The sequence below is a fragment of the Arcanobacterium canis genome (genome assembly GCF_029625435.1).
Classification (GTDB): domain Bacteria; phylum Actinomycetota; class Actinomycetes; order Actinomycetales; family Actinomycetaceae; genus Arcanobacterium; species Arcanobacterium canis.
The window spans coordinates 335,120-358,622 of record NZ_CP121208.1 but is presented as its reverse complement, the minus strand read 5'-3'; the positions used below and the strand labels follow the sequence as shown (position 1 = coordinate 358,622).

Annotated in this window: 25 protein-coding genes and 1 tRNA gene; 13 read left to right on the top strand and 13 right to left on the bottom strand. The window is 57.4% G+C overall.

From position 1 onward, the window contains the following. Positions 1-16 precede the first annotated feature (16 nt). Positions 17-211 (top strand): hypothetical protein, encoded by a 195-nt coding sequence (locus P7079_RS01545; protein WP_278013086.1) that lies wholly within the window; start codon positions 17-19, stop codon positions 209-211. Between the two features lie 263 nt (positions 212-474). On the opposite strand, the gene P7079_RS01540 is transcribed toward P7079_RS01545, so the two are convergent. From P7079_RS01540 to P7079_RS01525, 4 genes are all read right to left on the bottom strand, one after another. Continuing rightward, the gene (locus tag P7079_RS01540; protein ID WP_278013085.1) at positions 475-1,074 is read right to left on the bottom strand and encodes an Eco29kI family restriction endonuclease; all 600 of its coding nucleotides are present in this window, start codon (positions 1,072-1,074) and stop codon (positions 475-477) included. Then, positions 1,071-2,273: a DNA cytosine methyltransferase gene (locus P7079_RS01535; RefSeq protein WP_278013084.1), complete on the bottom strand. Its 1,203-nt coding sequence runs from the start codon at positions 2,271-2,273 to the stop codon at positions 1,071-1,073. Before P7079_RS01535 ends, P7079_RS01540 begins: the two co-directional genes overlap by 4 nt. Positions 2,274-2,366: 93 nt before the next feature. Further along, complete coding sequence (locus P7079_RS01530; RefSeq protein ID WP_278013083.1) at positions 2,367-2,906, bottom strand: antirestriction protein ArdA; 540 nt, start codon at positions 2,904-2,906, stop codon at positions 2,367-2,369. A gap of 147 nt (positions 2,907-3,053) precedes the next feature. After that, entirely contained in the window at positions 3,054-3,311 is a 258-nt protein-coding gene (locus P7079_RS01525; protein ID WP_278013082.1) for a helix-turn-helix domain-containing protein, read from the bottom strand. A gap of 108 nt (positions 3,312-3,419) precedes the next feature. Here P7079_RS01525 and P7079_RS01520 point away from each other — a divergent pair, with 108 nt between their 5' ends. Then, a complete protein-coding gene (locus tag P7079_RS01520; RefSeq protein ID WP_278013081.1) occupies positions 3,420-4,031 on the top strand; it encodes a hypothetical protein in 612 nt (203 codons plus the stop codon). 749 nt (positions 4,032-4,780) lie between these two features. Here P7079_RS01520 and P7079_RS01515 read toward each other — a convergent pair. Both P7079_RS01515 and ychF read right to left on the bottom strand, forming a co-directional pair. Further along, positions 4,781-6,322: a recombinase family protein gene (locus P7079_RS01515; RefSeq protein ID WP_278013080.1), complete on the bottom strand. Its 1,542-nt coding sequence runs from the start codon at positions 6,320-6,322 to the stop codon at positions 4,781-4,783. 9 nt (positions 6,323-6,331) lie between these two features. After that, positions 6,332-7,423 (bottom strand): redox-regulated ATPase YchF, encoded by a 1,092-nt coding sequence (gene ychF / locus P7079_RS01510; RefSeq protein ID WP_278013079.1) that lies wholly within the window; start codon positions 7,421-7,423, stop codon positions 6,332-6,334. A gap of 103 nt (positions 7,424-7,526) precedes the next feature. Between ychF and P7079_RS01505 the strand changes: the two genes are divergently transcribed. Then, a complete protein-coding gene (locus P7079_RS01505) occupies positions 7,527-8,747 on the top strand; it encodes a DNA recombination protein RmuC (protein WP_278013078.1) in 1,221 nt (406 codons plus the stop codon). Between the two features lie 8 nt (positions 8,748-8,755). Here the strand turns inward: P7079_RS01505 and P7079_RS01500 are convergent, their stop codons facing one another. Next, positions 8,756-9,856, bottom strand: a complete 1,101-nt coding sequence (locus tag P7079_RS01500; protein WP_376987068.1) for a 4-hydroxy-3-methylbut-2-enyl diphosphate reductase — start codon at positions 9,854-9,856, stop codon at positions 8,756-8,758. A 205-nt stretch (positions 9,857-10,061) separates the two neighbouring features. On the opposite strand from P7079_RS01500, the gene xseA reads away from it, so the two are divergent. The 3 genes from xseA to P7079_RS01485 are packed head-to-tail and all read left to right on the top strand — an operon-like array spanning position 10,062 to position 12,558. Then, the gene (gene xseA, locus P7079_RS01495) at positions 10,062-11,309 is read left to right on the top strand and encodes an exodeoxyribonuclease VII large subunit (protein WP_278013077.1); all 1,248 of its coding nucleotides are present in this window, start codon (positions 10,062-10,064) and stop codon (positions 11,307-11,309) included. A gap of 20 nt (positions 11,310-11,329) precedes the next feature. After that, positions 11,330-11,608: an exodeoxyribonuclease VII small subunit gene (locus P7079_RS01490; RefSeq protein WP_278013076.1), complete on the top strand. Its 279-nt coding sequence runs from the start codon at positions 11,330-11,332 to the stop codon at positions 11,606-11,608. Next, the gene (locus tag P7079_RS01485; RefSeq protein ID WP_278013075.1) at positions 11,605-12,558 is read left to right on the top strand and encodes a carbohydrate kinase family protein; all 954 of its coding nucleotides are present in this window, start codon (positions 11,605-11,607) and stop codon (positions 12,556-12,558) included. Before P7079_RS01490 ends, P7079_RS01485 begins: the two co-directional genes overlap by 4 nt. 61 nt (positions 12,559-12,619) lie before the next feature. On the opposite strand, the gene P7079_RS01480 is transcribed toward P7079_RS01485, so the two are convergent. Further along, positions 12,620-13,384 (bottom strand): isoprenyl transferase, encoded by a 765-nt coding sequence (locus P7079_RS01480; protein WP_278013074.1) that lies wholly within the window; start codon positions 13,382-13,384, stop codon positions 12,620-12,622. A 184-nt stretch (positions 13,385-13,568) separates the two neighbouring features. Here P7079_RS01480 and trhA point away from each other — a divergent pair, with 184 nt between their 5' ends. Continuing rightward, positions 13,569-14,300: a PAQR family membrane homeostasis protein TrhA gene (gene trhA / locus P7079_RS01475; protein WP_278013073.1), complete on the top strand. Its 732-nt coding sequence runs from the start codon at positions 13,569-13,571 to the stop codon at positions 14,298-14,300. 38 nt (positions 14,301-14,338) lie between these two features. Here the strand turns inward: trhA and mca are convergent, their stop codons facing one another. Then, complete coding sequence (gene mca / locus P7079_RS01470) at positions 14,339-15,229, bottom strand: mycothiol conjugate amidase Mca (protein WP_278013072.1); 891 nt, start codon at positions 15,227-15,229, stop codon at positions 14,339-14,341. 261 nt (positions 15,230-15,490) lie between these two features. On the opposite strand from mca, the gene greA reads away from it, so the two are divergent. From greA to P7079_RS01455, 3 genes are all read left to right on the top strand, one after another. Further along, positions 15,491-15,979, top strand: coding sequence for a transcription elongation factor GreA (greA, locus tag P7079_RS01465; RefSeq protein WP_278013071.1), 489 nt, complete (start codon positions 15,491-15,493; stop codon positions 15,977-15,979). Beyond that, positions 15,980-16,651: a peptide-methionine (S)-S-oxide reductase MsrA gene (msrA, locus tag P7079_RS01460; protein WP_278013070.1), complete on the top strand. Its 672-nt coding sequence runs from the start codon at positions 15,980-15,982 to the stop codon at positions 16,649-16,651. Positions 16,652-16,764: 113 nt separating this feature from the next. After that, positions 16,765-17,172: an FKBP-type peptidyl-prolyl cis-trans isomerase gene (locus P7079_RS01455; protein WP_278013069.1), complete on the top strand. Its 408-nt coding sequence runs from the start codon at positions 16,765-16,767 to the stop codon at positions 17,170-17,172. Between the two features lie 84 nt (positions 17,173-17,256). Here P7079_RS01455 and P7079_RS01450 read toward each other — a convergent pair whose 3' ends face one another. Then, complete coding sequence (locus tag P7079_RS01450; protein WP_278013068.1) at positions 17,257-18,162, bottom strand: Bax inhibitor-1/YccA family protein; 906 nt, start codon at positions 18,160-18,162, stop codon at positions 17,257-17,259. A 194-nt stretch (positions 18,163-18,356) separates the two neighbouring features. On the opposite strand from P7079_RS01450, the gene P7079_RS01445 reads away from it, so the two are divergent. Together P7079_RS01445 and P7079_RS01440 are read left to right on the top strand one after the other, a co-directional pair. Beyond that, positions 18,357-19,292: an ATP-binding cassette domain-containing protein gene (locus P7079_RS01445; RefSeq protein WP_278013067.1), complete on the top strand. Its 936-nt coding sequence runs from the start codon at positions 18,357-18,359 to the stop codon at positions 19,290-19,292. After that, positions 19,289-20,092, top strand: a complete 804-nt coding sequence (locus P7079_RS01440) for an ABC transporter permease (protein ID WP_278013066.1) — start codon at positions 19,289-19,291, stop codon at positions 20,090-20,092. The genes P7079_RS01445 and P7079_RS01440 overlap by 4 nt, the downstream gene beginning before the upstream one ends. 87 nt (positions 20,093-20,179) lie before the next feature. Here the strand turns inward: P7079_RS01440 and P7079_RS01435 are convergent. Further along, a tRNA-Leu gene (locus tag P7079_RS01435) sits at positions 20,180-20,252 on the bottom strand. A 214-nt stretch (positions 20,253-20,466) separates the two neighbouring features. On the opposite strand from P7079_RS01435, the gene nhaA reads away from it, so the two are divergent. Then, complete coding sequence (gene nhaA / locus P7079_RS01430; protein WP_278013065.1) at positions 20,467-21,732, top strand: Na+/H+ antiporter NhaA; 1,266 nt, start codon at positions 20,467-20,469, stop codon at positions 21,730-21,732. 52 nt (positions 21,733-21,784) lie between these two features. On the opposite strand, the gene P7079_RS01425 is transcribed toward nhaA, so the two are convergent. Continuing rightward, complete coding sequence (locus P7079_RS01425; RefSeq protein WP_278013064.1) at positions 21,785-22,774, bottom strand: Ppx/GppA phosphatase family protein; 990 nt, start codon at positions 22,772-22,774, stop codon at positions 21,785-21,787. Beyond that, the gene (locus tag P7079_RS01420) at positions 22,771-23,355 is read right to left on the bottom strand and encodes a DUF501 domain-containing protein (RefSeq protein WP_278013063.1); all 585 of its coding nucleotides are present in this window, start codon (positions 23,353-23,355) and stop codon (positions 22,771-22,773) included. The genes P7079_RS01425 and P7079_RS01420 overlap by 4 nt, the downstream gene beginning before the upstream one ends. Positions 23,356-23,503 lie beyond the last annotated feature (148 nt).

Sequence of the window (23,503 nt, the reverse complement as noted above, 5' to 3'; positions counted from 1 at the left end):
AGAGGAGGTGAGAACGATGGTGAAGCCGATGATCGGAACGGGCATCAAGCTCGGCAAACCGCGCACGCCCGAGAAGCGCGCGAGGCGCTCAGAACGCCTCGACGGCAAGGTCCGTGAGGGTGAAAGCGTCGCCGCATACCAACGACGGGTCCTCGGGCAGATCGAGAGCCTCGATTGGCACTCGGAGGGTGTCGATGAGCGCGAGATCTGAGAGAGAACAAGACCCCGTTCACCGATGAGGTGACCGGGGTCTTTTCATGGGCGATAGATGGTCACGAAAGCACCGGGGCTCTTTAACGTGCTCGTGATGGGCTTTAGGCGGGCAGGAAAGAACCGCAGCAGCAGCGGGCACTCACCTAGCGATTCTATGGGCAGAGAGAGGCGTTTTACTGGGCAGGAATGAACCATTGCGGAAGCTTGGTCAATATTGGAGCGAAGATGGGCGCCAAATACCGTCTTTGCGTTCTAGCCGTTTCAGGCGAGGCGCGAGCGCAGGTATTCCGTGACCTCCTGCGCCACGGCAGCCGGAGACTCCGGGTTCGGTGGGAACTTGCCAGCCCACGGGCGACCCGGGTGCAGCGTGTCCCACTTGGAGCGGACGCCATTGATGCGGCCCTTGCCAGGGTCGTGGTTGCCGAAACCGTCGAGGAGAGCGTTCCACACGGGCGTGTGCCGACGGATCATCGCCGACTCACCGAGGGGAATCCAGATGTCCTCCATGACGAGCCATCGGGCGCGGAAGTCAGCGATGTCGAGATTGGACGCGGCGACGATGCTCTTCGCGTGGTCGCCAAGTCTCTTGAAGAGAGCTGTTGTCTTCGTCTCGACCGCTATGCCGCGTCGTCCGCCTGATGGCACCGCCTTGCCGATGTAGATCGGTTCGCGACTGCCGTCTCGGTTCTGCTCAGTCAGGAGCGAGTACGCCTCAAAGGGACCGTGGTAGTAGAGCGCGTAGATGCCCGCTCCCTCGAAGCGCACAAGCTCCCCGAGAGGCTGAGGCTCGACCTCATCGAGGGCGTTGACGATGGACTCCGCAAGGTTGCGCATGTCGAGCGGGTTGAACGGGGCACTCATGCGGTGACCTGCGCAGGCGGGTATTGGAGTGAGAGCTCACGCATGGCCATGTGCTCGCGGACAGAGGCAAGTTCGAGGTGCTCATGGATTGAGGCGGCGACTGTCTGGGCGAGGCGTACGGGCACGGCGTTGCCAATCTGGCGCATGGCTTCGGACCAAGGGCCGTTGAGCCTGTAGCGGTCGGGGAAGGTTTGGAGGCGGGCCGCCTCGCGCACGGTGTAGTAACGCACGGAGCCGTCAGCACGCCTGAGCATGTTCTCGCCGCCAGGAACGCCGTGCACGCCCGCCTTGAGGGCCTTCGAGGGCGCGTCAATGAAGGAGCCCGTGTGTCCGGGGTACGAGCGTGCGCCGGGCTGAAGGACATGGTTGAGAAACCTGGGCGAGCCCTTCTCAGTGGGCTCCGGCAGCCCCGCGAGAGCGTCGCGGACGGTGCGCCACGGGCGTAAGCCAGGATCTCCGCCTCCGCGAAGCTCGGTGATGCGCTGGGAGCGTAGCACGCGGTGAGCGTCCCAGTACTCCCCGGACTCCTGAACAGCGCGCAGGGCGCTCGCACTGTGAGTCGGCTCGGGGAAGGACCACTCGGCGTCGATGTCGCACCGGAAGCCGACGATGAAGACCCGCCAGCGCTGCTGGGGGACGCCGTAGTCGGCGGCGTTGACCAGCCGCGTGACGACCCGGTACTGAAGGTCGGTGCGCACGGAGGTGTGCTCGGCCTGGAGGCGCGCGTAGTGGTCGCTCCACGACTCGCCGGCACGGGCTACGAGGTCGGGGTGCGCGAGGCGCAGCTGGATGTACGAGAAGTAGTTGGCGAACGCCGGGCGCGTGAGGCCTCGGACGTTCTCAACCATGAAGGCGCGAGGCTGAAGTTGACGGATGACCTCGGCGGTCGCCGGAAACATGTCGCGCGGGTCCTCGGCGGCCATCGCCTTGCCGCCCATCGAGAAGGGTTGGCACGGCGGCCCGCCCGACACGAGGTCTACGCCAGAGGCCACATCGCTCCAGTCGATCTTGCGGACATCGCCTTCGCGAACGTCAACGCCAGCGACGAGGGGATGTCCGAGACCGCCGTTCATGCGCAGGGTCTCGCAGGACCAGGAGTCCCACTCAGCCACGACCTCGGTAGAGAAGCCTCCGAGGTGCGTTCCAAGGGCTAGACCACCGCCACCTGCAAAAAGCTCGACACTACGCACGACTGCCATTATGACCTGACAGGCTCCCCAAAGTCGAGACAAGGCCTCGAATACGAGGCGAAACGATCTCCCCAGAAGCCGTGAGGCCTCCGGGGAGATCAGTCAGTGTGATCGGAAGATGAAGACGCCTCCGTCGGGGGCGTCGGTGATGCAGTAGTCGAGCCTCTCGTCTCGCCACCAGGCGTCGATGTCGAGGTAGGAGTGCAGGTGCTCGGGAACCTCGTCCCAGATGCTCAGTTCCTCAGCGAGGTGCGCAGCGTAGTCCTGCTCAGAGTCCCAGCGGCCGCAGAACCGCTCCTCGAAGTCGGACACACAGGGCAGGTCGTCGGCGTCCGCCACGTAGCAGCCCGTCTCCACCCAAGCGAGCAGAGCGTCCCACTGGCGCTCCCCCACCTCCTCAAAGAGCTCACCCCACGGGACGGCAGCAGACGGGGACATCTCGCCAGTCCCTCGCGGGAAGCCTTCGAGGTCGAAGCACCAGAGCTCCTCGTGAGTCGTCGGGGTGCCGTGCAGGTCGTTGGAGGTGAGGTCGCCAGCACCTTCGGCATCGACCCACTCACCCACGAGACGACCCTCGTTGTAGCAGGCGAGGCAACCCACCCACACGCGAGGACGGGCGACAGTAACGGTTGAACAGGACATGAGAACCTCCGAGCTCGATGGAGACCGGGGTGGGCAGCCCAAGCTCGGAAAGGGCGCACGTTGACACCCCAGCCTCCAGACGCTCACTCGGGGGCGCGTGCGCCCCCGACATCCAGGGACACACTCAACAAGGAAGCTCGGAGAGGATCAGAGACCAGCCCTCGTGAACAGTTCGGCAACGGTGAGGTCGAGGGCCTTCGCGAGGCCGTAGATCGTGGCCATTCGGGGGTTCGAGGAGCCAGTTTCACCCTTCCGACCCGACGCGCGCCCAGCCTCCAGCAGCTGCATCTGGTTCTTGGTGATGCCTGCCGTGAAGGCCAGCTTCTCCTGCGAGAAGCCTCGCTCCGCCCGCGCCACCCTCAGCGCCTGGCCCAGCTGCTCAGCCTCCTCGTTACTCCACACCATCCCCTCATGGTGCGAAACGGGCCTTCAACACAACACCCTATGCGACAGGCCTGCTATATCATGCCTCGGAGATTCGCCTCGCACACGAGCACATTCAAGGAGGCTCCCATGGAACAACGACACCTCTCGCTCATCGCACTGCTGGCAACCGGCGCGCTACTGGCCGGATGCTCGGGAGGAGCTGACCCCAGAGACGGGGGCACATCGTCCGACAGCGACACGTCCAGCACGACCCAGACCTTCACCTTCGGTGGCGCCCTCGGACCTGTCGAGAGCATCCATGTCGAGTTCCCGGAGCTCCTGCTCGATTCGATGGGTTCCGAAGCAGACAACTTGCTCGTCACGTCCCTCGACCTCAAGGCTCACGCGCTCGATTCTGCAAAGTACTGTGCGGTCGATGTCACTCGCACCTTCTCAAAGGGCGCGGAGCCCCAGGAGACAAGGCCCATCGGCGAGCTCAAGGAAGACTCCCCCGAGCCCGGCACTTACATCAACGGCGATGGCACGGTCGTCACACATGTCATGAAGTGCGCTCTCGAACCCTTCGCCGACTCGACCAGCGAGACGGGAGTCGAGAAGCTCGGGATCACAAAGAACGGTTCACCGGAAGACTTCGCCTACGTTCGCTTCACGGTGATGAAGGACGGAAGGGTCACGATCACCGACTCGAAGATCTACGGCTACCAGCAGGACTCATCCGGGAACTGGCTCCAGAAGTAGTCCTGGAGGTAGCCCACTCTCACCTAGCGTCGAGCACGTCGACGAGGTAGATGGAGCGCAGGAGAATAGGCTTGGGAGGTTCACCGCGCAGCCTGCGACGCGCACGAGGCGAAACCTCAGGCGCAGCCCCGGGGCGATCACAGACCACAGCCGCGAGACGATGGGCCACCCTCAGGAGGAGCGAGACCACTCATCTACGGCGCGCACGGCGAGCACATGAGGGTGAGTGATGAGAGGTGGGAGCAAGCGGACATAGCGCGCCGTTCTCTGCGACCACGCTTACATTGCTGCACACACTTGTGTGCAATGTGTGCAGGGATGTGTGCAGGACGTTTCGCCCGCCATCTCAACGAAAAGTCTCTATCTGCACACATTGCACACATCTTTCTCACTCATTGCCATAGGGAGAGAACAGCGCCCAATAATCGCCCTATAGAGGACGTAATGCGTTCAGATGTGCGCAGTGTGTGCAGCGCCGAGTTTGCCCCGGCATCTCAACGAAAAGTGCTGCACACATGATGTGTGCAGATGTGTGCAATGTGTGCAGCACCGCGTGTTCCTCGTCTCACTCACATACTGCCGACCACCCGCATGGGCACTCACCTCGCGAGCTCGCCCTCCTGTGAGGGTGACCTCGCGCCCCGCAGGGGCGCTGACCAGTTTCGCCTTTTCGCGCCCGCAGGGCGCGGTCTTGTGTATGTTTCTGGATCCCCACCTGGAGCACCCAACGTCAGCACCCCGAAGCCAGGTCACTTCCACACGACCTCAACCGACTCAGGATCGAAGCCCTTCTTCCCCTGCTTCGCCCGCCTGAGCGTGACCGTCATGAGCGTGTCGATCATCGTCCGTTGCAATGCGATGGGAGCCCCAAGGAAAGCCGCTGCCGGGTCTGGTGTCCCGAGGATCGGCGCGAGCATGGTCCCGGTACCGGAGACCAATCGCTCCGCTTCAAGCCGGGTGATCTCAGCCCGAGCAGCAGCACGGATGCGGGCGAGGTCGGCACCCTCGATCACCTCGGCGTCGTAGTCTCGCTCAGCACGAGCAATGCGGGCTCGTTGCTGTGCGATCTGCTCCGAGAACGCGTCCTTCACCTCGGGGTCCGCCTGCTTCTTGCGACGCTTGAGGTCCTTCTTCTGTAGGCGGGCGACGACGAGAGCCCGCACGAAGTCGTCAATCGCGTCTCGGGTGCGGTTGAGATGCCCGGCGTTGCAGCTGTAGTAGCGGGCGCGGGTCCGCACAGGCTCGCCACACACTTCACACCGGTAGAGCCCCGCCCCGAGATGCTTGCGAACGGTGGAGCCGGAGCGGTTCGTCACGCGGGCAGGGTCGTCGAGGAGGTTCTGAACCGTCCACCATTGATCTACTTCGACGATGGCCTCCCACTGCCCGAGCACGAGCTCACCGTTCTCGTCCTTGACGAGGTTGTCTCGCAGGGCCTTGCGGCGCGATTCCCCGGCCTCCTGCCGACGAGTGTCCTTCGAGGTGTAGACCGAGTAGCCCGCGTAACGCGGGTTCCGCAAGATCCCGAGCACCGTCGAGGCTGACCACGGCTTATCGGCGGGCACGGGGCGAGGCTCTTTGCCCTCAGCCTGCCGACGCGTGTTCCGTTCGAGGACAATCGTCCGACTGTGCAGGGGTATGCGTGGAACCCCCGCCCCCTCGCCGTCGCCCTGAGCACCGCTCAGTGCGCGCGCGATGCCGTGCAGCGAGTCCCCTCGAAGGAAGGCGGCGTAGATGGCACGGACGGCCTCGGCCTCGTGAGGGATGAGTTCGCCTGAGGTCGTGTAACCCATGGGGCGAACACCCTTCGGCGGCCGCCCCTGGCGAGCACGCTGGACGTGCGCACGCGACTGGCGAGCGCCCTTGCGCTCGATCTCATTGCGGGCGACCGCTGCCTTGATGCGGGCGTACATGCGCCCGCCGTCGGTGCCGAGGTCAGCGTCGCCATTGGCTGTCACGAGGAGGAGGCCACGGGACTCGGCTCGGTCGATCCAGTCTTCAAGTTCCCGAGGCTGTCGGGTGAGCCGGTCGAGGTCGTAGCACACGATCGCGTCAAGTAGCCCCGCCTCGTAGTCAGCGACCATCCGCAGGTAGCCGGGACGCTTCTTCGTCTTGTCAGAGGCGGAGATGGACTGATCCACATAGGTCTCGACAATCCCCCAGCCACGGAACTGAGCGAGCTTCTCGCAGTCCTCGCGCTGACGGTCGATGGCGAGCCCGTCCATCTCACGGTCGAGCGAGATGCGCAGGTAGATCGCTGCACGGACAGGCTGGGAGGAGGTCGGCTTCATACCCCTATTCTACTTCTTAGACGTAAGCCCCGTGCGGAACTCGACGACGTCGCCGTCTTGCATCACGTAATCTTTTCCTTCCATACGGAGGTGTCCGTGCGCCTTAGCTTCAGCCATCGAACCGTACTGCACGAGGTCATCGAAGGACACGATCTGGGCCTTGATGAAGCCTCGCTCAAAATCGGTGTGGATCACGCCAGCAGCCTGCGGAGCCGTATCTCCCTTGTGGATTGTCCAGGCACGAGCTTCCTTCGGCCCAGCTGTCAGGTACGTCTGCAAACCGAGGGTATCGAAGCCGACGCGGGCGAGTTGGTCAAGACCCGATTCACTCTGGCCAGTTGATTCAAGCATTTCGCGAGCTTCGTCTTCTTCGAGTTCGATAAGTTCTGCTTCGAACTTCGCATCGAGGAAAATCGCTTGCGCAGGAGCCACAATTTCGCGCAACTGTGCCTGCATATCGGTATCTGCAAGGCCGTCGTCGTCGGTATTGAAAACGTAAATGAAGGGCTTGGAGGTCATGAGTTGGAAGGACTTGAGGATGTCCTGATCGAGGTGCTTGCCCGCAGCGAAGAGAGTGTTGCCTTGCTCAAGAATCTCGATGGCTTCTTGAGCGGTGGTGACGTATTCCTTAGGGATCTTCTTGCCTGTGAGTTCTTTTTGAAGGCGCGGAAGCTGCTTTTCAAGGGTTTGGATATCGGCCAACACAAGTTCCGTGGTGATCGTTTCGATATCCGACGCTGGATCCACTTTTCCGTCGACGTGGGTGACATCAGGATCCGCAAAGGCACGAGTGACCTGGCAGATGGCGTCAGCTTCACGAATGTTTGCGAGGAACTGGTTTCCCAAACCTTCACCCTCGGAGGCACCACGCACGATGCCGGCAATATCAACAAAGGACACTGTTGCCGGAAGGATCTTCTGCGAGCCAAAGATTTCCGCCAGTTTATTCAAGCGCGGATCAGGCAACGGAACGATTCCGACGTTGGGTTCGATCGTTGCAAACGGGTAGTTTGCAGCGAGAACATTTGCGCGCGTGAGCGCGTTGAACAGGGTGGACTTGCCCACGTTAGGCAGTCCTGCAATTCCAATAGTTAAAGCCACGACTACATTCTAGTGAGGTGAGCGGCGAGTTTCCTCCCCGATTCAGAGCCGTGGAAAAAGTGATGCGAAATTTTTGTCATACCCCCTCGATATTCTTGAGGCTATGAACGTTTCACTCGGTTTCTTCATTGTGATCATTGGGCTGTCCATCGCGTGTGGTGCAGCACTGGGCTGGGCATTTGCTATCAGCCGTCACCGCGCAGGGATTGATGCGGCGCGGGCAGAAGCGGATTCTGCCCGCGCCCTGGCTCAACACTCGCGCGAACAATTACTCATCGCACAGGGTCAGCAGGCACGGCTCGAAGATGATTTCGAGAGATTGGCTAAAAAATCGCGTGAGGATTCCTCACTGCTCACCGCACTGGCACCGATCCGCCATCAACTTGCTGACGTTGATCGGTACGTTCGTTCCCTTGAGACAAAGAATGCGGAACAATTCGCTCGCATCACCCAGCAACTTGCGAATGACGCCAAAGTGACAGTTCGGCTCGCCTCCACCACTGATTCCCTCTCCGCAGCGATGACAAACTCATCAGCTCGTGGATCGTGGGGAGAAATCCAACTTCGACGAGTCGTTGAGGCTGCTGGAATGCTTGAGCATGTCGATTTTGACGAGCAAAAGGCATCTGCGGCATTTACTGAAAACGCGAGTGACAGTCATCGCTCGGGACGCCCTGATGTTCTTATCCATCTTCCTGGAGGCGGACATATCGCTATTGATTCAAAAGTACCCATGTCCTCATATCTTCAGGCGATGGAGATTCCTCCATCAGATCTCGATCGGTCAGCTGAGCGCCACCGTTACCTTGCTGCTCATGCAAAAGCAGTTCGCTCACACATTAATACGCTAGTGAAACGGAATTACCCTGCTGATTTTCCAAATTCTCCACAGCTCACCATCATGTTCTTACCGGCAGAATCACTGCTGTCACAAGCAGTGGAATCTGATGTCACTGTGCTCGAAGATTCTCTCAGCTCGGGAGTCATTCCGGCTTCGCCAGCCACGCTACTAGCACTTCTTCGTTCAATCGCCGCTGTCTGGCGAAGCGAGTCGGCTTCAGCTGAAGCTACCCAGATCGTCACTGTTGGACGCGAATTGGTTGATCGTCTGAGTGTTTTTGTCGATCATCTGACGAAGTTAGGCAAAACGATCCAAGGATCGGTCAAGGCATACAACTCTGCAATGGCATCACTCGAAAGCCGCGTGCTCGTGTCCTACCGAAAATTCGATTCTTTGGGTCATAAAGCTCATGAGCTTCACGCACCTGAGCCGATCAGGAGTGACAGTGGGCAGATCCGAGAGATCACGGCCCCTGAACTATGAGTACAGACTCAGCCTTCCTTTGTCTCGCCGATTCGGTGTGTTGAGCGAGCGTTTGACACACCGGCTTTGCGATCACGCACCTTGTGCGGACGATCCACTTCAACGCCAGTTGCTTTGAGATCGCCGCGGAGATTTTTTGGGAGAGAGAAATGCACATCTTCAGTCACTGTCGCAACTGGCTCGACTGCGGTGAATCCGCGCGCTTTGAGCCAATCAACAACCTCGCGGACAAGAATTTCTGGGACCGAAGCACCCGAAGTCACACCAATGGTATGAGCACCGCGAATCCATTCCTCATCCAACTGCTCGGCTTTATCGACGCGGTACGCGCTGCCAGCGCCCGCTTCGAGAGCAACCTCAACAAGACGTACCGAGTTCGAAGAATTTGCCGAACCAACCACAATCACAACATCAGATTCAGGAGCCATCTTCTTCACCGCACCTTGGCGGTTCTGGGTGGCGTAGCAAATATCGTCGGACGGGGGATCAATGAGGTTCGGGAACTTTGCACGCAGACGCTCCACCGTGGCCATCGTCTCGTCAACCGAGAGCGTCGTTTGAGAAATCCACACAACACGATCAGGGTCACGAACGTCGATAGCCTCAACATCATCCGGGCCATTGACTACCTGAATATGGGAAGGCGCCTCTCCCTGCGTGCCCTCAACTTCTTCATGCCCCTCGTGACCAATGAGGAGAATGTCGTAATCGTCGTTCGCGAATCGAACAGCTTGCTTGTGAACCTTAGTCACCAATGGGCAGGTCGCATCAATGGTCAGAAGATTGCGGCGATTGGCCTCTTCATGGACGGCAGGCGAAACCCCGTGAGCCGAGAATACAACGCGCGCACCTTCGGGCACCTCGTCCGTTTCAGAAACAAAAATCGCCCCTCGCTTAGTCAGCGTCTCGACAACAAACTTGTTATGGACGATCTCTTTACGCACATAAACAGGAGCTCCGTAGAGTTCGAGGGCTTTTTCCACTGTGTCAACCGCACGGTCAACACCAGCACAGTAGCCGCGCGGGGTCGCAATCAAGATGCGCTTACCGTCAGCAGATTCTTGGGATGGAATCTCAGAAGGGAAAGCGGCAGCACCAGCAAGGGACACAGTATTCTCAGTCACGCTTCAACATTATGGGAAAAATCAACACAACGCGAGAGAGTGCGGCCACAATACAGACAACGCGCTTATTCCCCGCATCTGAGTCATGCACATATTTTGCGCATATCCTGCCCACTTGGCATCGCATATCACTTTGCGAATGCGGCTCCGTGTCCACGTCACCGCGATTTCTCGTTTTAGGATAGACAGCGTGAAGTATCCAATTCCTCAAGATCTTCCCCAAACGGCTGCCGCAACCACCGCGCAACACCCGTGGCCGCTTGCGCTACTCAACAAGAAAATTGAAGAGTATGTGGCGGCAATGTCCTTGATGTGGGTTGAAGGAGAAATTACTGAATTTGTCCGACGGCCAGGGTCGAAGGTTCAGTTCCTCACTCTCACTGATCTCCACGAGAAGGCTTCGATCACCGTGAAGATTTTCTCTCACGCCCTTCGCCCTACCATTGAGGTGGGCCAACACGTTGTTGTGCAGGCCAAGCCAGATTTTTACAAGGTCAATGGCTCCCTCTCACTCTTTGCCCAGGAAATTCGACAAGTAGGATTGGGAGATCTCCTTGCGCGCATTGAGGAACTCAAAGCAAAGCTCGCTGATGAGGGTCTTTTCGATCCCCGGCGCAAAAAGCCCCTGCCTTTCCTCCCCTCAACTATCGGGCTAATTTGTGGCCGTAACGCCAAGGCAAAACACGATGTTTTAGAAAACACCTACCATCGCTGGCCCGATGCACAATTCGAAATTCGCGAAGTCGCAGTACAAGGTGCAGGGGCAGTGAGCGAAATTATCCCGGCCCTTGAAGAACTCGACGCTGATCCTCGCGTCTGCGTCATCATCATTACTCGTGGCGGCGGCTCAGTTGAAGATCTCCTGCCGTTTTCAGACGAAGCCTTGGCCCGTGCTGTCGCTGCAGCCCAGACCCCTATCGTCTCTGCAATCGGCCACGAGACCGATGCACCAATTCTCGATCTTGTTGCCGATTTCCGAGCCTCCACACCTACTGACGCAGCAAAGAACGTCGTACCCGACGTCGGGGAACTTCGTCAGGATCTTCTGCTTGGTCTACGTCGTGGTAGGCTTGCGATTGACCGTTTACTCGAAAGTGCCTCCCATGACGTCCTCGCCTTGCGCACTCGCCCAGTGATGTCCCAGCCACGCAATATGCTCGATGCTCGCGCCGAAGATATTGCCGGTTTACGTCAATGGTCAGCCCAGTATATGAATAGCTTCGTCGAGAGCCGACAGGCAGACCTTTCGGCTCTCACACGCCAGCTACGGACTTTATCCCCACATTCGACGCTCAATCGCGGTTACGCTGTGTTAAGGACACAGGAGGGTCAGATTGTCCGATCACCTCACGGACTCGTACCTGGCCAGCATCTGACGGCAACGCTGGCGGAAGGTTCGCTTGACCTGGTGGCACCGATTGGTCGGACAGAAGAATGAATTCAGGACAGGAGAGAAAAATGGCAGACGATTCACAATCCACCAACTCTGCACCCCTGAGCCCTGAAGAACTTGATGCCAAGGTTGCAGGCCTATCGTTCGAAGATGCACGCTCAAAACTCGTGGAGATCGTTTCACGCCTTGAGCAGGGAAATCTTCCTCTCGAAGACGCTCTCACCATGTGGGAACTCGGCGAAGCCCTCGCACGACGTTGTGAAAAGTGGCTCGACGGAGCTCGCGAGCGCCTTGCCGCAGCACAAGCATCGGCGCATTTACCAGCGCAGGAGAACGACCAATGAGCACCTTCGTTATCGGTGAATCACTTGTCGATATCATCACCCGGCCCGAAGGAACAACCCGATACCCTGGTGGCTCTCCCTTCGCCACCGCAGTCGGCCTGTCCTTGCTTGGACGACGCACTCAGCTACTGACGCGAATCGGCAGCGACGACGACGGAGCGCTTTTGCATCAGCGGCTCGAAGAGTCTGGGGTAGAGTTGGTGAAAGGATCGATAGATTCGCGTCCCACCTCGACGGCGCAGGCCACGATTAACGAGCGTGGGGCCGCCTCGTATGAGTTCTCACTCGTCTCAGATTTTCCCCTGCCACCTGAAGATCCACAGCTTCGCCGTAAAATTCAAGAAAATGCACCGCGTGCGTTGCACATTGGTTCCCTCGGTGCTCACCTTGAGCCTGGACGGACGGCTGCTTTGGAATGGCTCAAGCTCTATGCCGGACGTTCAACTGTGACCTATGATCCCAATGTCCGTCTCAATGTGATGGGGTCTCGAATAAAGGTGCTTGGTCAAATCGATGAGATGATGCCGTATATCGACGTTGTCAAAGCGTCTGACGAAGACGTCGCCGCTCTCTTGGGCGAGATCTCTCCACAAGAGGCAGCCCACTATTTCCTTGAACGTGGCGCTAAACTTGCCGTCATCACTCGCGGTCCCGAAGGCGTATTCCTTTCGACGGGGCGTGAATCTATTTCACTGCCAGCTGCGATGGTGAAAGTTGTCGATACCGTCGGTGCGGGCGACGCACTCACAGCCGCCCTCATTGATGGCCTTGGACGATTCTCTGTGCTCGGCGGCGAAGAAACTGCCCATATCTCAGATCTTTCCGCTCCTGTCCTGCGCTCGCTGGGAGCTTACGCTGCTGCCGCCGCTGGAATTGCTATCACCCGCGCGGGTGCGAATCCTCCAACTCGGGCAGAACTCCAAGCAGAATCTGAACTCTACGCGCGTTGAACTGGCGCACTCAAAACCATTCACCCTAGCGTCTGACATTCCGGTATCGCACCAAATGCGATTAGCGTCCCATTCGACGATCACGAGTGGAGAAATCGCGAATCGCACGCAAGAAATCCACTCGCCGGAAATCGGGCCAGTAGGTCTCGCAGAAATACAATTCCGTGTGAACGGTTTGCCAGAGCATGAAGCCACTCATACGTTGCTCACCGGAGGTTCGGATAATCAGATCAGGATCAGGCTGCCCAGCGGTGTACATGTGATCCGAGATCTCTTTCATTGAAAGAGAATTCGCTACTTCTTCGAGGGACACTCCGGCTGCTGCGCGTTCGAGCAAATACTCTCGAACTGCCTGGGTCACTTCTTGACGACCACCGTAACCGATAGCGACGTTTACCGTCATGGCCTGGGGATCTTTTGTTGATCGGGCCGCTGCTGCTGTGAGGCGTTGCGCAGCCTCGTCAGGGAGGAGGCTCAAGTCACCAAGGACGCGCACATTCCAGCTACCGCAGTCGGCGAGTGTATCCACCGCGTCCCCAATGATTCCGATGAGGTCATTGAGTTCTGAAGCGGCCCGTGAAAGGTTCTCTGTGGACAGCATCCACAAAGTCACAATCTTGATCCCCGCAGATTCACACCATCCGAGGACTTCGCTCACGTGGTCAGCCCCCTTGCGATGGCCGTTAGCTGCGGAGATCCCCAGCGCTTTCGCCCAACGCCGGTTGCCATCGAGGATGATCCCCACATGCTCTGGAACCGCAGCCGTACGAATTTCATGTTCAAGCAAACGCTCATATAGCGAGTACAAAAACTCAGGTATCCACATGGCTGGGGCTCCTTTCTCCGATTTCATATTACCTGTCCTCGCCAGAACACGAGGGGCACAGAAGAATAGAGAACCTTGCCCGTAAAACTCGGAGCAATATCCACACACAGATGGAAATTCTCACCCGCGCATTGCACCAGCGCACGACGGCCTCTAGCCTTGAGGCAGATACAGAGGAGAAACAATGACAAAAGTCCAGATCCCCGAACATACATCCGCTTCGACGTCGTCGGTCAAGAGCCTTGCTCACATGAACAGGACAGAGCGAAAGGCCTTCCTTGCCAGCGCACCAAAACCGAAAGCCCGCGGTTGGATCCATGCCTTTACCGCTCCCCTGGCCCTCGCCAACGGTATTCTTCTGATCATTTTCGCGCCGACCGTCGGACGGCTCCTCTCAGCAATCGTTTTTATGATTGCAGGACTCATCCTCTTCGGAAATTCTGCGGTTTATCACCTTGGGCCGTGGGCGCCCAAAGTGAAAGGCATCCTTCAGAAGATTGACCACTCAAATATCTTTATTCTCATAGCCGGCACCTATACACCGCTGTCGGTTTCTCTCCTGAGCCCATCTCTTGCTGCCCTCGTGCTCGGTCTTGTGTGGGGCGGCGCGGCCATCGGAATTGGCATGGCGATTTTCTGGCCAACCTCTCCCCGATGGCTTTACACTCTCAACTATATTCTCCTGGGATGGGTGGCAGTATGGTTCGTTCCGCACTTCTATGCCAGTGGCGGACCTGCGATTGTGTGGCTCATCGCCGCTGGCGGCATCGCCTACACGATCGGCGCAATTTTCTACGCCACTCGCTGGCCGAATCCGTGGCCCGGACACTTCGGATTCCACGAATTTTTCCACACGGGTACGGCCATCGGCTACGCCTGTCACTGCGTTGCAACGTGGCTGGCGATCCTGTCCTAGGCTGCTATTCTCCGCCGACGTCGGTGCGAGGTTTCAGCTCAGTTGCGAAGCTCTGAGTTCACTGGCTCAAGTCCGGGGATACGCTCAAATAAGTCAGTTTCTTCGTGAGCCCAGCCGACCTTGCTCATCGCCAAGTGAAACTGCTCCCACGGCCATACGCGTGCTTCAAGCTCACGCGGCACAGCAAAGAAGATTCCGTCCGGATCGATTTGAGTCACATGGGAGGCGAGCGCACGATCGCGTGCCGGGAAAAACTCGGCCACGTTAATCGATGTCATTCCTTCCATCGACGCGTGGCCGTCCGCGCGCTCAACCCACTGCGTAAACACAGCTGGAAGCCCTGCTTCGACCATTGCAGCATCGAGTGTGCGCATCCGGCGAACCGAAAAACCGGCGTCGTAATAGACCTTCGCCACCGTCCAGGCTTCTCCGCACTCAGGCGCGTAGTAAGGGTCTGCCGCCGCAGCGACAGCAGCCATCGAGACGACGTGGGTGCGAATATGATCTGGGTGCGGGTAGCCACCGTGCTCGTCGTACGTTACGAGGACCTGCGGGCGGAATTCGCGAATCTGAGCGACGAGCGCACGTGTTGGTGTGTCAAGACCAATCGCCGCGAAAGAACCATGAGGAAGTTCAGGCAGTGGATCCCCCTCGGGAAGGCCGGAATCGACAAAGCCCAGCCAGGCATGTTCCACTCCCAATGCGCGCGCCGAGTCAGCCATCTCGCGGCGACGATACGTCACAAGATCCGCTGCAATATCAGGATTCCCGACGAGGGGGGGATTGAGAATACTTCCCCGCTCACCACCGGTTACCGTCACCACACGCACGCGTCCGATTGTGGAATATTTTGCAAGCGTTCCTGCACCTTTTGAGGCTTCGTCGTCCGGATGCGCGTGGATGGCCATGAGCCGGCGTTGCTCAGTCATCGAATCCCCCCTATCAGGATAGTTGAATTTTTAGTGTTTTTACTTTCAACTACCTTAGTCCCCATACAAGCAAAGAGCAACGCCTTCAGCCACAATCAGCACATACCAGCTGTGACGAGACCGGCCCAGACTACGCCCCGAGCCGATTCCCCCTGCCCACCCACTGTCGTCGGTGTTAGAATTCGGGGACGGCAAGTGCATGTCCACATGTGTGGACATGCTTCTATTTGTAATGACCGCGAGGTCATGAAGGAGTACAAGATGGCAGAAAAGGCAGAAACTACCTGGATGTCGCAGGCGAGCTTCGATCGCCTCACAGCTGAACTTGAGTCGATGAAGACCGAGGGCCGCGCCGAAATCGTTTCGCGTATTGAAGCAGCGCGCGCAGAGGGCGATCTGTCGGAGAACGGCGGCTACCATGCCGCTCGTGAAGAGCAGTCCAAGCTGGAAGGCCGTATCCAAGAACTGACATACCTACTTGAGCACGCTGAGGTGTCGGAAGAGCCAGTCAGCGCTGAAACAGTGGCACCTGGAACCGTAATCACGGCAAAGGTCAACGGCAAGGACAAGCATTTCCTCCTCGGCTCGCGTGAGGCAGCCGGCCATGTCGAGATCGACGTGTACCCAGAATCAGCCCCGCTCGGTGCCGCAATTCTGGGACTGAAAGCAGGAGATACCACCACCTACACGGCACCGAACGGCAAGGACTTCACCGTAGAAATTATCAAGATCGAGGCTTTTGAGGGCTAAATGTTTCTTTTCCGCCGACCAGAGATGGTCAAACCTGAAGATGCGCTCCCCGGGCGCGAGAACGCGATCAACCCCAACCCGCAAAAACATGCGATTCTTGGCACGGACGTGCTCGCTGAACCCGGCGAAAACCAGGAAGTTATTTACCTTGCTGGCGGATGCTACTGGGGAGTCGAAGAGATTTACTGGCAGATGCCAGGCGTCGTCTCGACGGCGGTAGGTTTCATGGGTGGCTATACGCCTCACCCGACGTACCGCGAGGTCTGCACCGGAGAAACCGGGCACACAGAAACTGTGCGCGTCGTTTTCGATAAGACCACAACTGATGTCGGCGTAATCCTCAAGACGTTCTACGAGATGCACGATCCGACATCGCTCAATAAACAGGCTGGAGATATCGGCACTCAGTACCGCAGTGCGGTTTTCTATACTACCCACGAACAGGGCCACACCGCCGTCGCGATGCGCGATGCCTACGAAAAAGTTCTGCGCGCGGCGGGTAAAGGCGAAATTGTCACTGAGTTCAAATCAGCTGATAGTGCTGGCCCGTTCTATCTCGCTGAGGACGACCACCAGCAGTACCTTCACAAGGTTCCCAACGGCTACCGTTGCCACTCAGAGTCGGGCTTGCCGTGCCCGCTGCCAGGCTCTGGCCCGCTGGCAGGAATCTAGGGAAGAGAAGTTCCCACAACAAGCGGGTGATCAGCCCGCACGTAATAACGTCAGCGACCATAGTGTCAGCAGCTAGACTGGTGGCAACCGTTCACACAACGAAAGGACAAAACATGTCAAAGCTTCCTGAGGTTTCGGGCAAGTTTGGTGAGGCACCTGAGTTCACATGGCCGCAGGGCGATGCCCCGAAGGGCTTGGCGGTTGAGGTTCTCGAAGAAGGCACCGGGCCAGTTGTCACCAAGGGATCGGAAATCGAAGTGAACTACCACGGCCAGATTTGGGATGGCCCGGTATTCGATTCCTCCTACTACCGCGGTTCGACGACGTCGTTTCCGATTGGCGTTGGAATGGTGATCCAAGGCTGGGATCAAGCATTGGTTGGCAAACAGGTCGGTACACGACTCGTGATGTCAGTTCCTCCGGAAAAGGGCTACGGCCCGATGGGTAACCCGCGCGCGGGCATCAACGGCGACGACGTTCTCGTATTCGTTGTCGATATCGTCGGTGTTCACCAGCGCTGATTATGCTCAGCCATTCATACTGACTAAAGTTGTGGCGAGTTCCGTCAAGGAACTCGCCACAACTTTAGTCAGCGCTGAAATGGATCAGCGATCCGAAGCAAGCATCGCAACAAGGCGAAGCACTTCAACGTAGATCCACAAAATTGTCATAACGATTGCAATACCCACAGTCCACGCGAACTCCTTCGGGGCACCGTTAGCAACAGCTGTATTGATGTCCTCAAAATCGCCGATCAACATGTAGGACGCAACCACGATCATCACGATGCCGAGGATCACACCGAGCGGCAGACCCATGATGGTCACCGAACGCAGTCCCCACTGACCCGATGTCACACCGAATGCCATCAGGAGCATGTTCACCACTGCGAAGACCAGGCCGGCGAGCGCAACTGCCAGAACAATCTTGCGCCCCTTCGGCGTCGTCCGAACAGCACCGGAATAGTGAAGTCCAAGCGTCACACCCACAACGGCGAGTGTTCCGAGGATTGCTTGGAAAGCCACACCTGGAAGCACGCGATCAAGGGCAAACGTGATAGCACCAAGAGCGATACCTTCAAGAACCGAGTAGCCCAGCGCCAAACCTGGGCCAACCATGCGCTTGAACGCGATCACCATACCGACCACGAAAGCTGCAATCATTGACACAAAGGCAAGTGGAATCTGGAACTGCAATGGCACGATGAGTGCAGTGACGACACCAGCGGCGACGGTTGCGCCAAGCATAGTGGCAGTCTTATTCATTGCATCCTGGTAGGTCATGCGATGAGATGCTGGCGCCTGATCGAATGCATTGCCATTCATCTGAGGCTGGAACTGAGACTGGAAAGCAGCCTGTCCAGCCATCTGCTCAGCACCCTGCTGTGGCGCGCCATACTGTCCGGCGTATCCTGCACGAGGATCGTAACCGTGGTGGGCAGCACCCGCCTGCGAAGCATTCTGTGTCGCACCCTGGAAATAGGGGTTACGCTGCATAATTGGATTGGACATTATCCCTCCTTGGGATCTCAAAACGTCGGGAAGTACACCCTCTCGGCGAACTGTTATCTATCCTAACGGAACCGTAAGCACAAGCAATAGCCCCTCAGACGCGATCTTTTCCGCCCGGCGCGTACAACCCCAGACCGACGCCGATTTCACCACTATCCATATAGAATGAACTCAACCTGACACAAAGGAGCGCCATGATAACAGTTGAGCATCTGACGAAAAAGTACGGCTCAAAAGTCGCTGTGAATGATCTTTCTTTTTCCGTACAGCCAGGACGAGTCACCGGATTTCTGGGGCCGAACGGGTCAGGAAAATCAACAACGATGCGGTGCATCGTCGGCCTCGATTCACCGACGTCGGGACGTGCAACCGTCGGCGGGATTGAATACAAAAATCTGCGCTCCCCTATCACCAAAGTCGGAGCTCTCCTCGACGGAAAAGCATTCCATCCTGGCCGCAGCGCACGTGCCCACCTGAAAATCGTCGCTGCCACTCATAGGATCCCTCAGCGTCGCGTAGAAGAAGTCCTTGAATTCACCGGTATCTCGTCGGTGGCAAATAAGCGGTTCAAGAGTTTTTCACTCGGCATGGGCCAGCGCCTCGGAATTGCTACCGCGTTGTTGGGTGATCCTGAGATCTTGCTCTTCGACGAACCTGTGAACGGCCTCGATCCCGACGGCGTTCGTTGGGTTCGTTCAACCATGCGCGAACTCGCATCGCAAGGACGAACGGTACTCGTTTCGAGCCATTTAATGAGTGAGATGGCGTTAACTGCCGATGACCTCGTCATTATCGGAAAAGGCTCCTTAATCGACGCCGGGCCAATCGCGCAGTTCACACAGAGTGCCGCACGTTCATCCGTACTCATTGCCGGGCCCGATGCTTTGGCGATCGGTGACGCGCTACGAGGTGCTGGCCTCGTCTTTGAACACCTTGCTCCTCAGGACAAACACCCCATGGGATCATTCGAAGTGAAAGGTGCCAGCCGTAGCGAAATCGGGCATCTTCTCTACACGTCTGGCATTGAAATTCACGAACTCTCCGAGCAGCATTCTTCTCTCGAAGATGTGTTTATGGAGCTGACTGCAGATCAAGTTGAATACACAGCAAACACGGGAGGCGCACGATGACCGCGATGCCACGTAGTTCTTATACTTCTCAGTTCGCCTCGCATCGTGCGAGCTTCGTTGGCGCTGTGAGCTCCGAGGTGAGAAAGCTGATGGTTCGTTCCATTCTCATCACGTCGTTCATCAGTTTGCTCCTGTCATCGGTGCTGGCGTTGATTTTTGTCTTCGCGGCCAATCAGAGACCTGACACTCCGACGAACGCCGAAGGTGTTTTCTCTATCTGGAGTATCCCAGGATTGGTGATGATCGTCATCAGCGCACTGCTCGTCACAAGTGAATACGCACATAACACCATGCGCACCACAGCGCTTTCCGAAGCGAAGCGCGCTATGGCATTTTTTGCCAAAGTTGTGGCCTCCGCCCTCTATACAGCGATCTATGCTCTGATTACCGCACTGATTCTCTTCGGCATCATCTACCTACAGCTCGGTTCGCGAGTAAAGTTCACGGCACAAACGTGGTACGCCTGTGGACGTTTTATCGCCGTACTCGTTGCGTTCGCGCTTATTGCACTCGGACTTGGGTATATCCTTCGTTCAACAGCAGGGGCCATCGCCGTGTTGATGGTGTTCTTCGTGTTCGGCGGAATGATTAGTCTGATCCCCGTGGAGTGGGTTGCAGAAAACCTCCCCCAATTCATGCCGCAGGGAGTTGGCACTTTGGCTGTGTACAACGAAGCAATGCCACCACTCATTGGCGGCCCACTTCTTGACTCGGCGGCTGACGCTTTCGCAGCCCTCGGCACCTATGTTGCCGTGTCCCTCGCAGGCGGACTCACGATGTTTACGAAACGTGATATCTAAAAAGTCAACAGTGTAGGCCTCCAGATTTTCTGGTAGCCCACACTGCAAAAAGATCGAGGCCCAGGGAAAACCTGGGCCTCATTTTTGTGCCCCCGGCCGGACTCGAACCCGCACTTTGCAGATTTTAAGTCTGCTGCCTCTGCCATTGGGCTACGGGGGCGTACTGAACTATTCTACGAAAAATTTCCTCGCCGTGCTTGTTTCGCCCAATGACAGGAGACACAGCACACTCGATCAGTGATAACTCTTGCGGCTGACATGAGCGCCCCTCGAAAAATTCTCGATTTTACTGGCAATAACGTGAAACAGATAATGGCCCCCTTTGACGCTTTCGCTAAACTGGACAGCAGTAACAAAAAAGAAAGATACACAACATGTCGAAAACGCCAAACATATTCGCCCGCTATTCGCGCGCGCTCCACAATGAAACATTCGCAGGAATGGTGTTGATGGTGGCCGCAGTAATCGCAATCGTCTGGGCGAATTCGCCAATCCGCGGTTCCTACGAAGCACTGGCTCACTGGGAAGTCGGCCCGCAGGCATTGGGACTTCATCTTGGCCTGGCACATTGGGCTGCCGACGCGCTCCTCGCTGTTTTCTTCTTCACCGTGGGTCTAGAACTCAAACAGGAATTTGCAATCGGGTCCTTGCGTGATCGCAAGCTCGCGATGGTTCCAATGGTGGCTGCCGCCTTCGGAATGATCGGCCCGATCCTCGTTTACGTCGTGATTCAGTTGTTCTCAGCAACCCCGATTTACGATGGTTGGGCAGTGCCAGTGGCAACAGACATCGCCTTTGCTCTCGGCGTTCTCGGCCTCGTCGGCAAGGGATTGCCGCAAGCGCTTCGCACTTTTCTCATGACGCTCGCCGTCGTCGATGACCTCTTGGCGATCATTCTCATCGCCGTATTCTTCTCAGACAATATCAATCTCTTGTGGCTACTTGCTTCGCTGGCAACAATTGCAGCGTATGGCTTTATCGTTCAAAAGCGCATCACGAAGTGGTGGATCCTCATTCCTCTCGCTGTCTTAGCCTGGTATTTCATGTTCCTCTCTGGAATTCATGCAACAATCGCAGCTGTAGCTCTGGGCCTGACCGTTCCAGCCATTCAAAAGACCAAGAACCGCAAATTCACCATGCCGATGACTGAGTTCTTTACGCAGAAGTATCACGCTTTCTCCGCCGGATTTGTGGTCCCGATTTTCGCTTTCTTCGCAGCTGGCGTGAACGTCATTGACAAGGGCGGGTTGGCCTCACTTCTCACTGACCACGTGTCAGTAGGCATTTACCTTGGCCTCCCCCTGGGCAAGATGCTCGGTATTACACTCTCCACTTGGGTGATGGTGAAATACTTCAACGGACACTTGGGCCGTGGCGTCAAAATGCCTGATATTGCAGCGATGGGTCTGATCGCTGGTGTGGGCTTTACTGTCTCACTTCTGATCGCCCAGCTTTCCTTCCCCGAAGGATCATCACATGGAGCACACGCTGCGGTTTCCGTGATTCTTGGTTCTCTCCTGGCAATCATCATGGGTGGTTGGGCTGCGCGCGCCCGAGCACACCATCATATGCGATTGGCAGATAAGACAAACATCCGCCGCTCTGGTGGCCCGTCTGACGAACGTAACCGAGGGCGATAAAACGCCCAGTGTAGTTGTGGCCGGTAGCGTAACGCTACCGGCCACAACTACACTACCTGCGTGTTGCCACATTCGGCGTCTGAGGTTCACCTGCAGCCCACAATGCTAGCCCGTCTAAGATGTCGTGCTCCGACGTCACGACGTGGGTGACCGGCTGCCGTGCATCAGCTGTTCGTTGCGCAATACGTTTGACGACTTCCCACCACACCAGCGCGCCAGCACCAATCACATCGACGCGGCCTGGATGCATGTATCCTGGGGTGCCACGCAGAGCAAACGGTGCCTCAATAAACCACTGGCAGGTTTCTTCAATCTGCTTAAGACTGAGTTGAGCTCCGTGAATACGCTCGGGTTGATACGAATCGAGACCGAGCGCTTGTGCAGTCACAGTGGTCACCGTCCCAGCCAACCCAATCACTCCACGAGCTGCTGAGAGATCAACGTGTTTCTCTGCCTCGTCGAGTGCTGCATTCACATCCTCGCGAGCAGCCGCGACTTGACTCGGCGTCGGCGGGTCTGAGAGCAGGTGACGCTCACGCATACGAACGCTTCCCACGTTCATCGAAAATGCTTGAAGAACCTCGCCATCCGATGTGCCAAGCGCAAGTTCAGTCGAGCCACCACCAAGGTCAATCGCGATCAGTGGCGACGGTGAATCTGCTGGCAGAACGGAGATTGCACCTGCGAAAGAGAGACTTGCCTCCTGCCTTCCAGATATCACTTGCGGTTCGATTCCCAGGCGCTCCCGGACTCCGTCGATAAACTCCTGCCGGTTAGCTGCATCACGGGTGGCAGACGTCGCTGCGAAACGGATCGATTCCACGCCCGCATCGCGGCACTTCGCGGCAAACTGGTCAACCATTTCGAGAGTGCGTCGCAAAGATTCAGGGTCAAAACGTCCAGTACGATCGACACCCTGGCCCAAGCGCACCACTTCCATCTCACGAGCGACATCAGTAAGCGGCGCACCTGACTCTCCGGGTACTTCGGCAATGAGCAACCGAATCGTGTTGGTACCACAATCGATACCCGCTACTCTCATGCGTTCGCCTCCGCATCTGACATATCACTATCGTTCGATTCAGTATCTGGGTCTTGACAATGGCAGACCTGCGGATCCCATCCGATCATCTCTAGAGCCTCATCACCCGCCGGACACACTCCAGGGCCAGCCGCCAGCGCGTAACCGGCGAGCGCGTGGAGACATTTGACACGATCAGGCATACCACCAGCAGATTTACCGGCAATCTCGGGCACCTGTTCGAGGATGTCTCGGCGTTCAACGTAGGAATCGTGTGCGCGTACGTGCGCTGCTGCGTACTGAGGATCAGTGTGAAGACGCTCGTTAAAGAGCGCCATGTCACCGCGCGATTCCACACGAGAAATTTGCTTGACGATCCACGGGAGCGACAGATAGAACAGCGTGGGGAACGGCGAACCGTCCGGTAAACGGGGCCATGTGATCGTAACAGCAGGCGCCCCACATGCGCATCGCGCTCCAATTCCAACGAGACCACGTGGGTCACGTCCGAGCTGAGAGGTAAGGATCTCACGGTCATTGCCCGAGACTTCCGTGGCATTCACTGCGACTTTTTTTAACACGTCAAGCTGAGGGTATTGCACTTTTTCTCCTGTTTTTCATTGAACTGGTGCTAGTTTACCGACACACTGCGCACTGCGCGACGGTGTAGGGCACAGTGTTCGACGTGTCGTTGCACCGTGAGCCAGTGATCCTTGGAGTGAGCGTGAGGTGAGGTAACAGATCACCCTC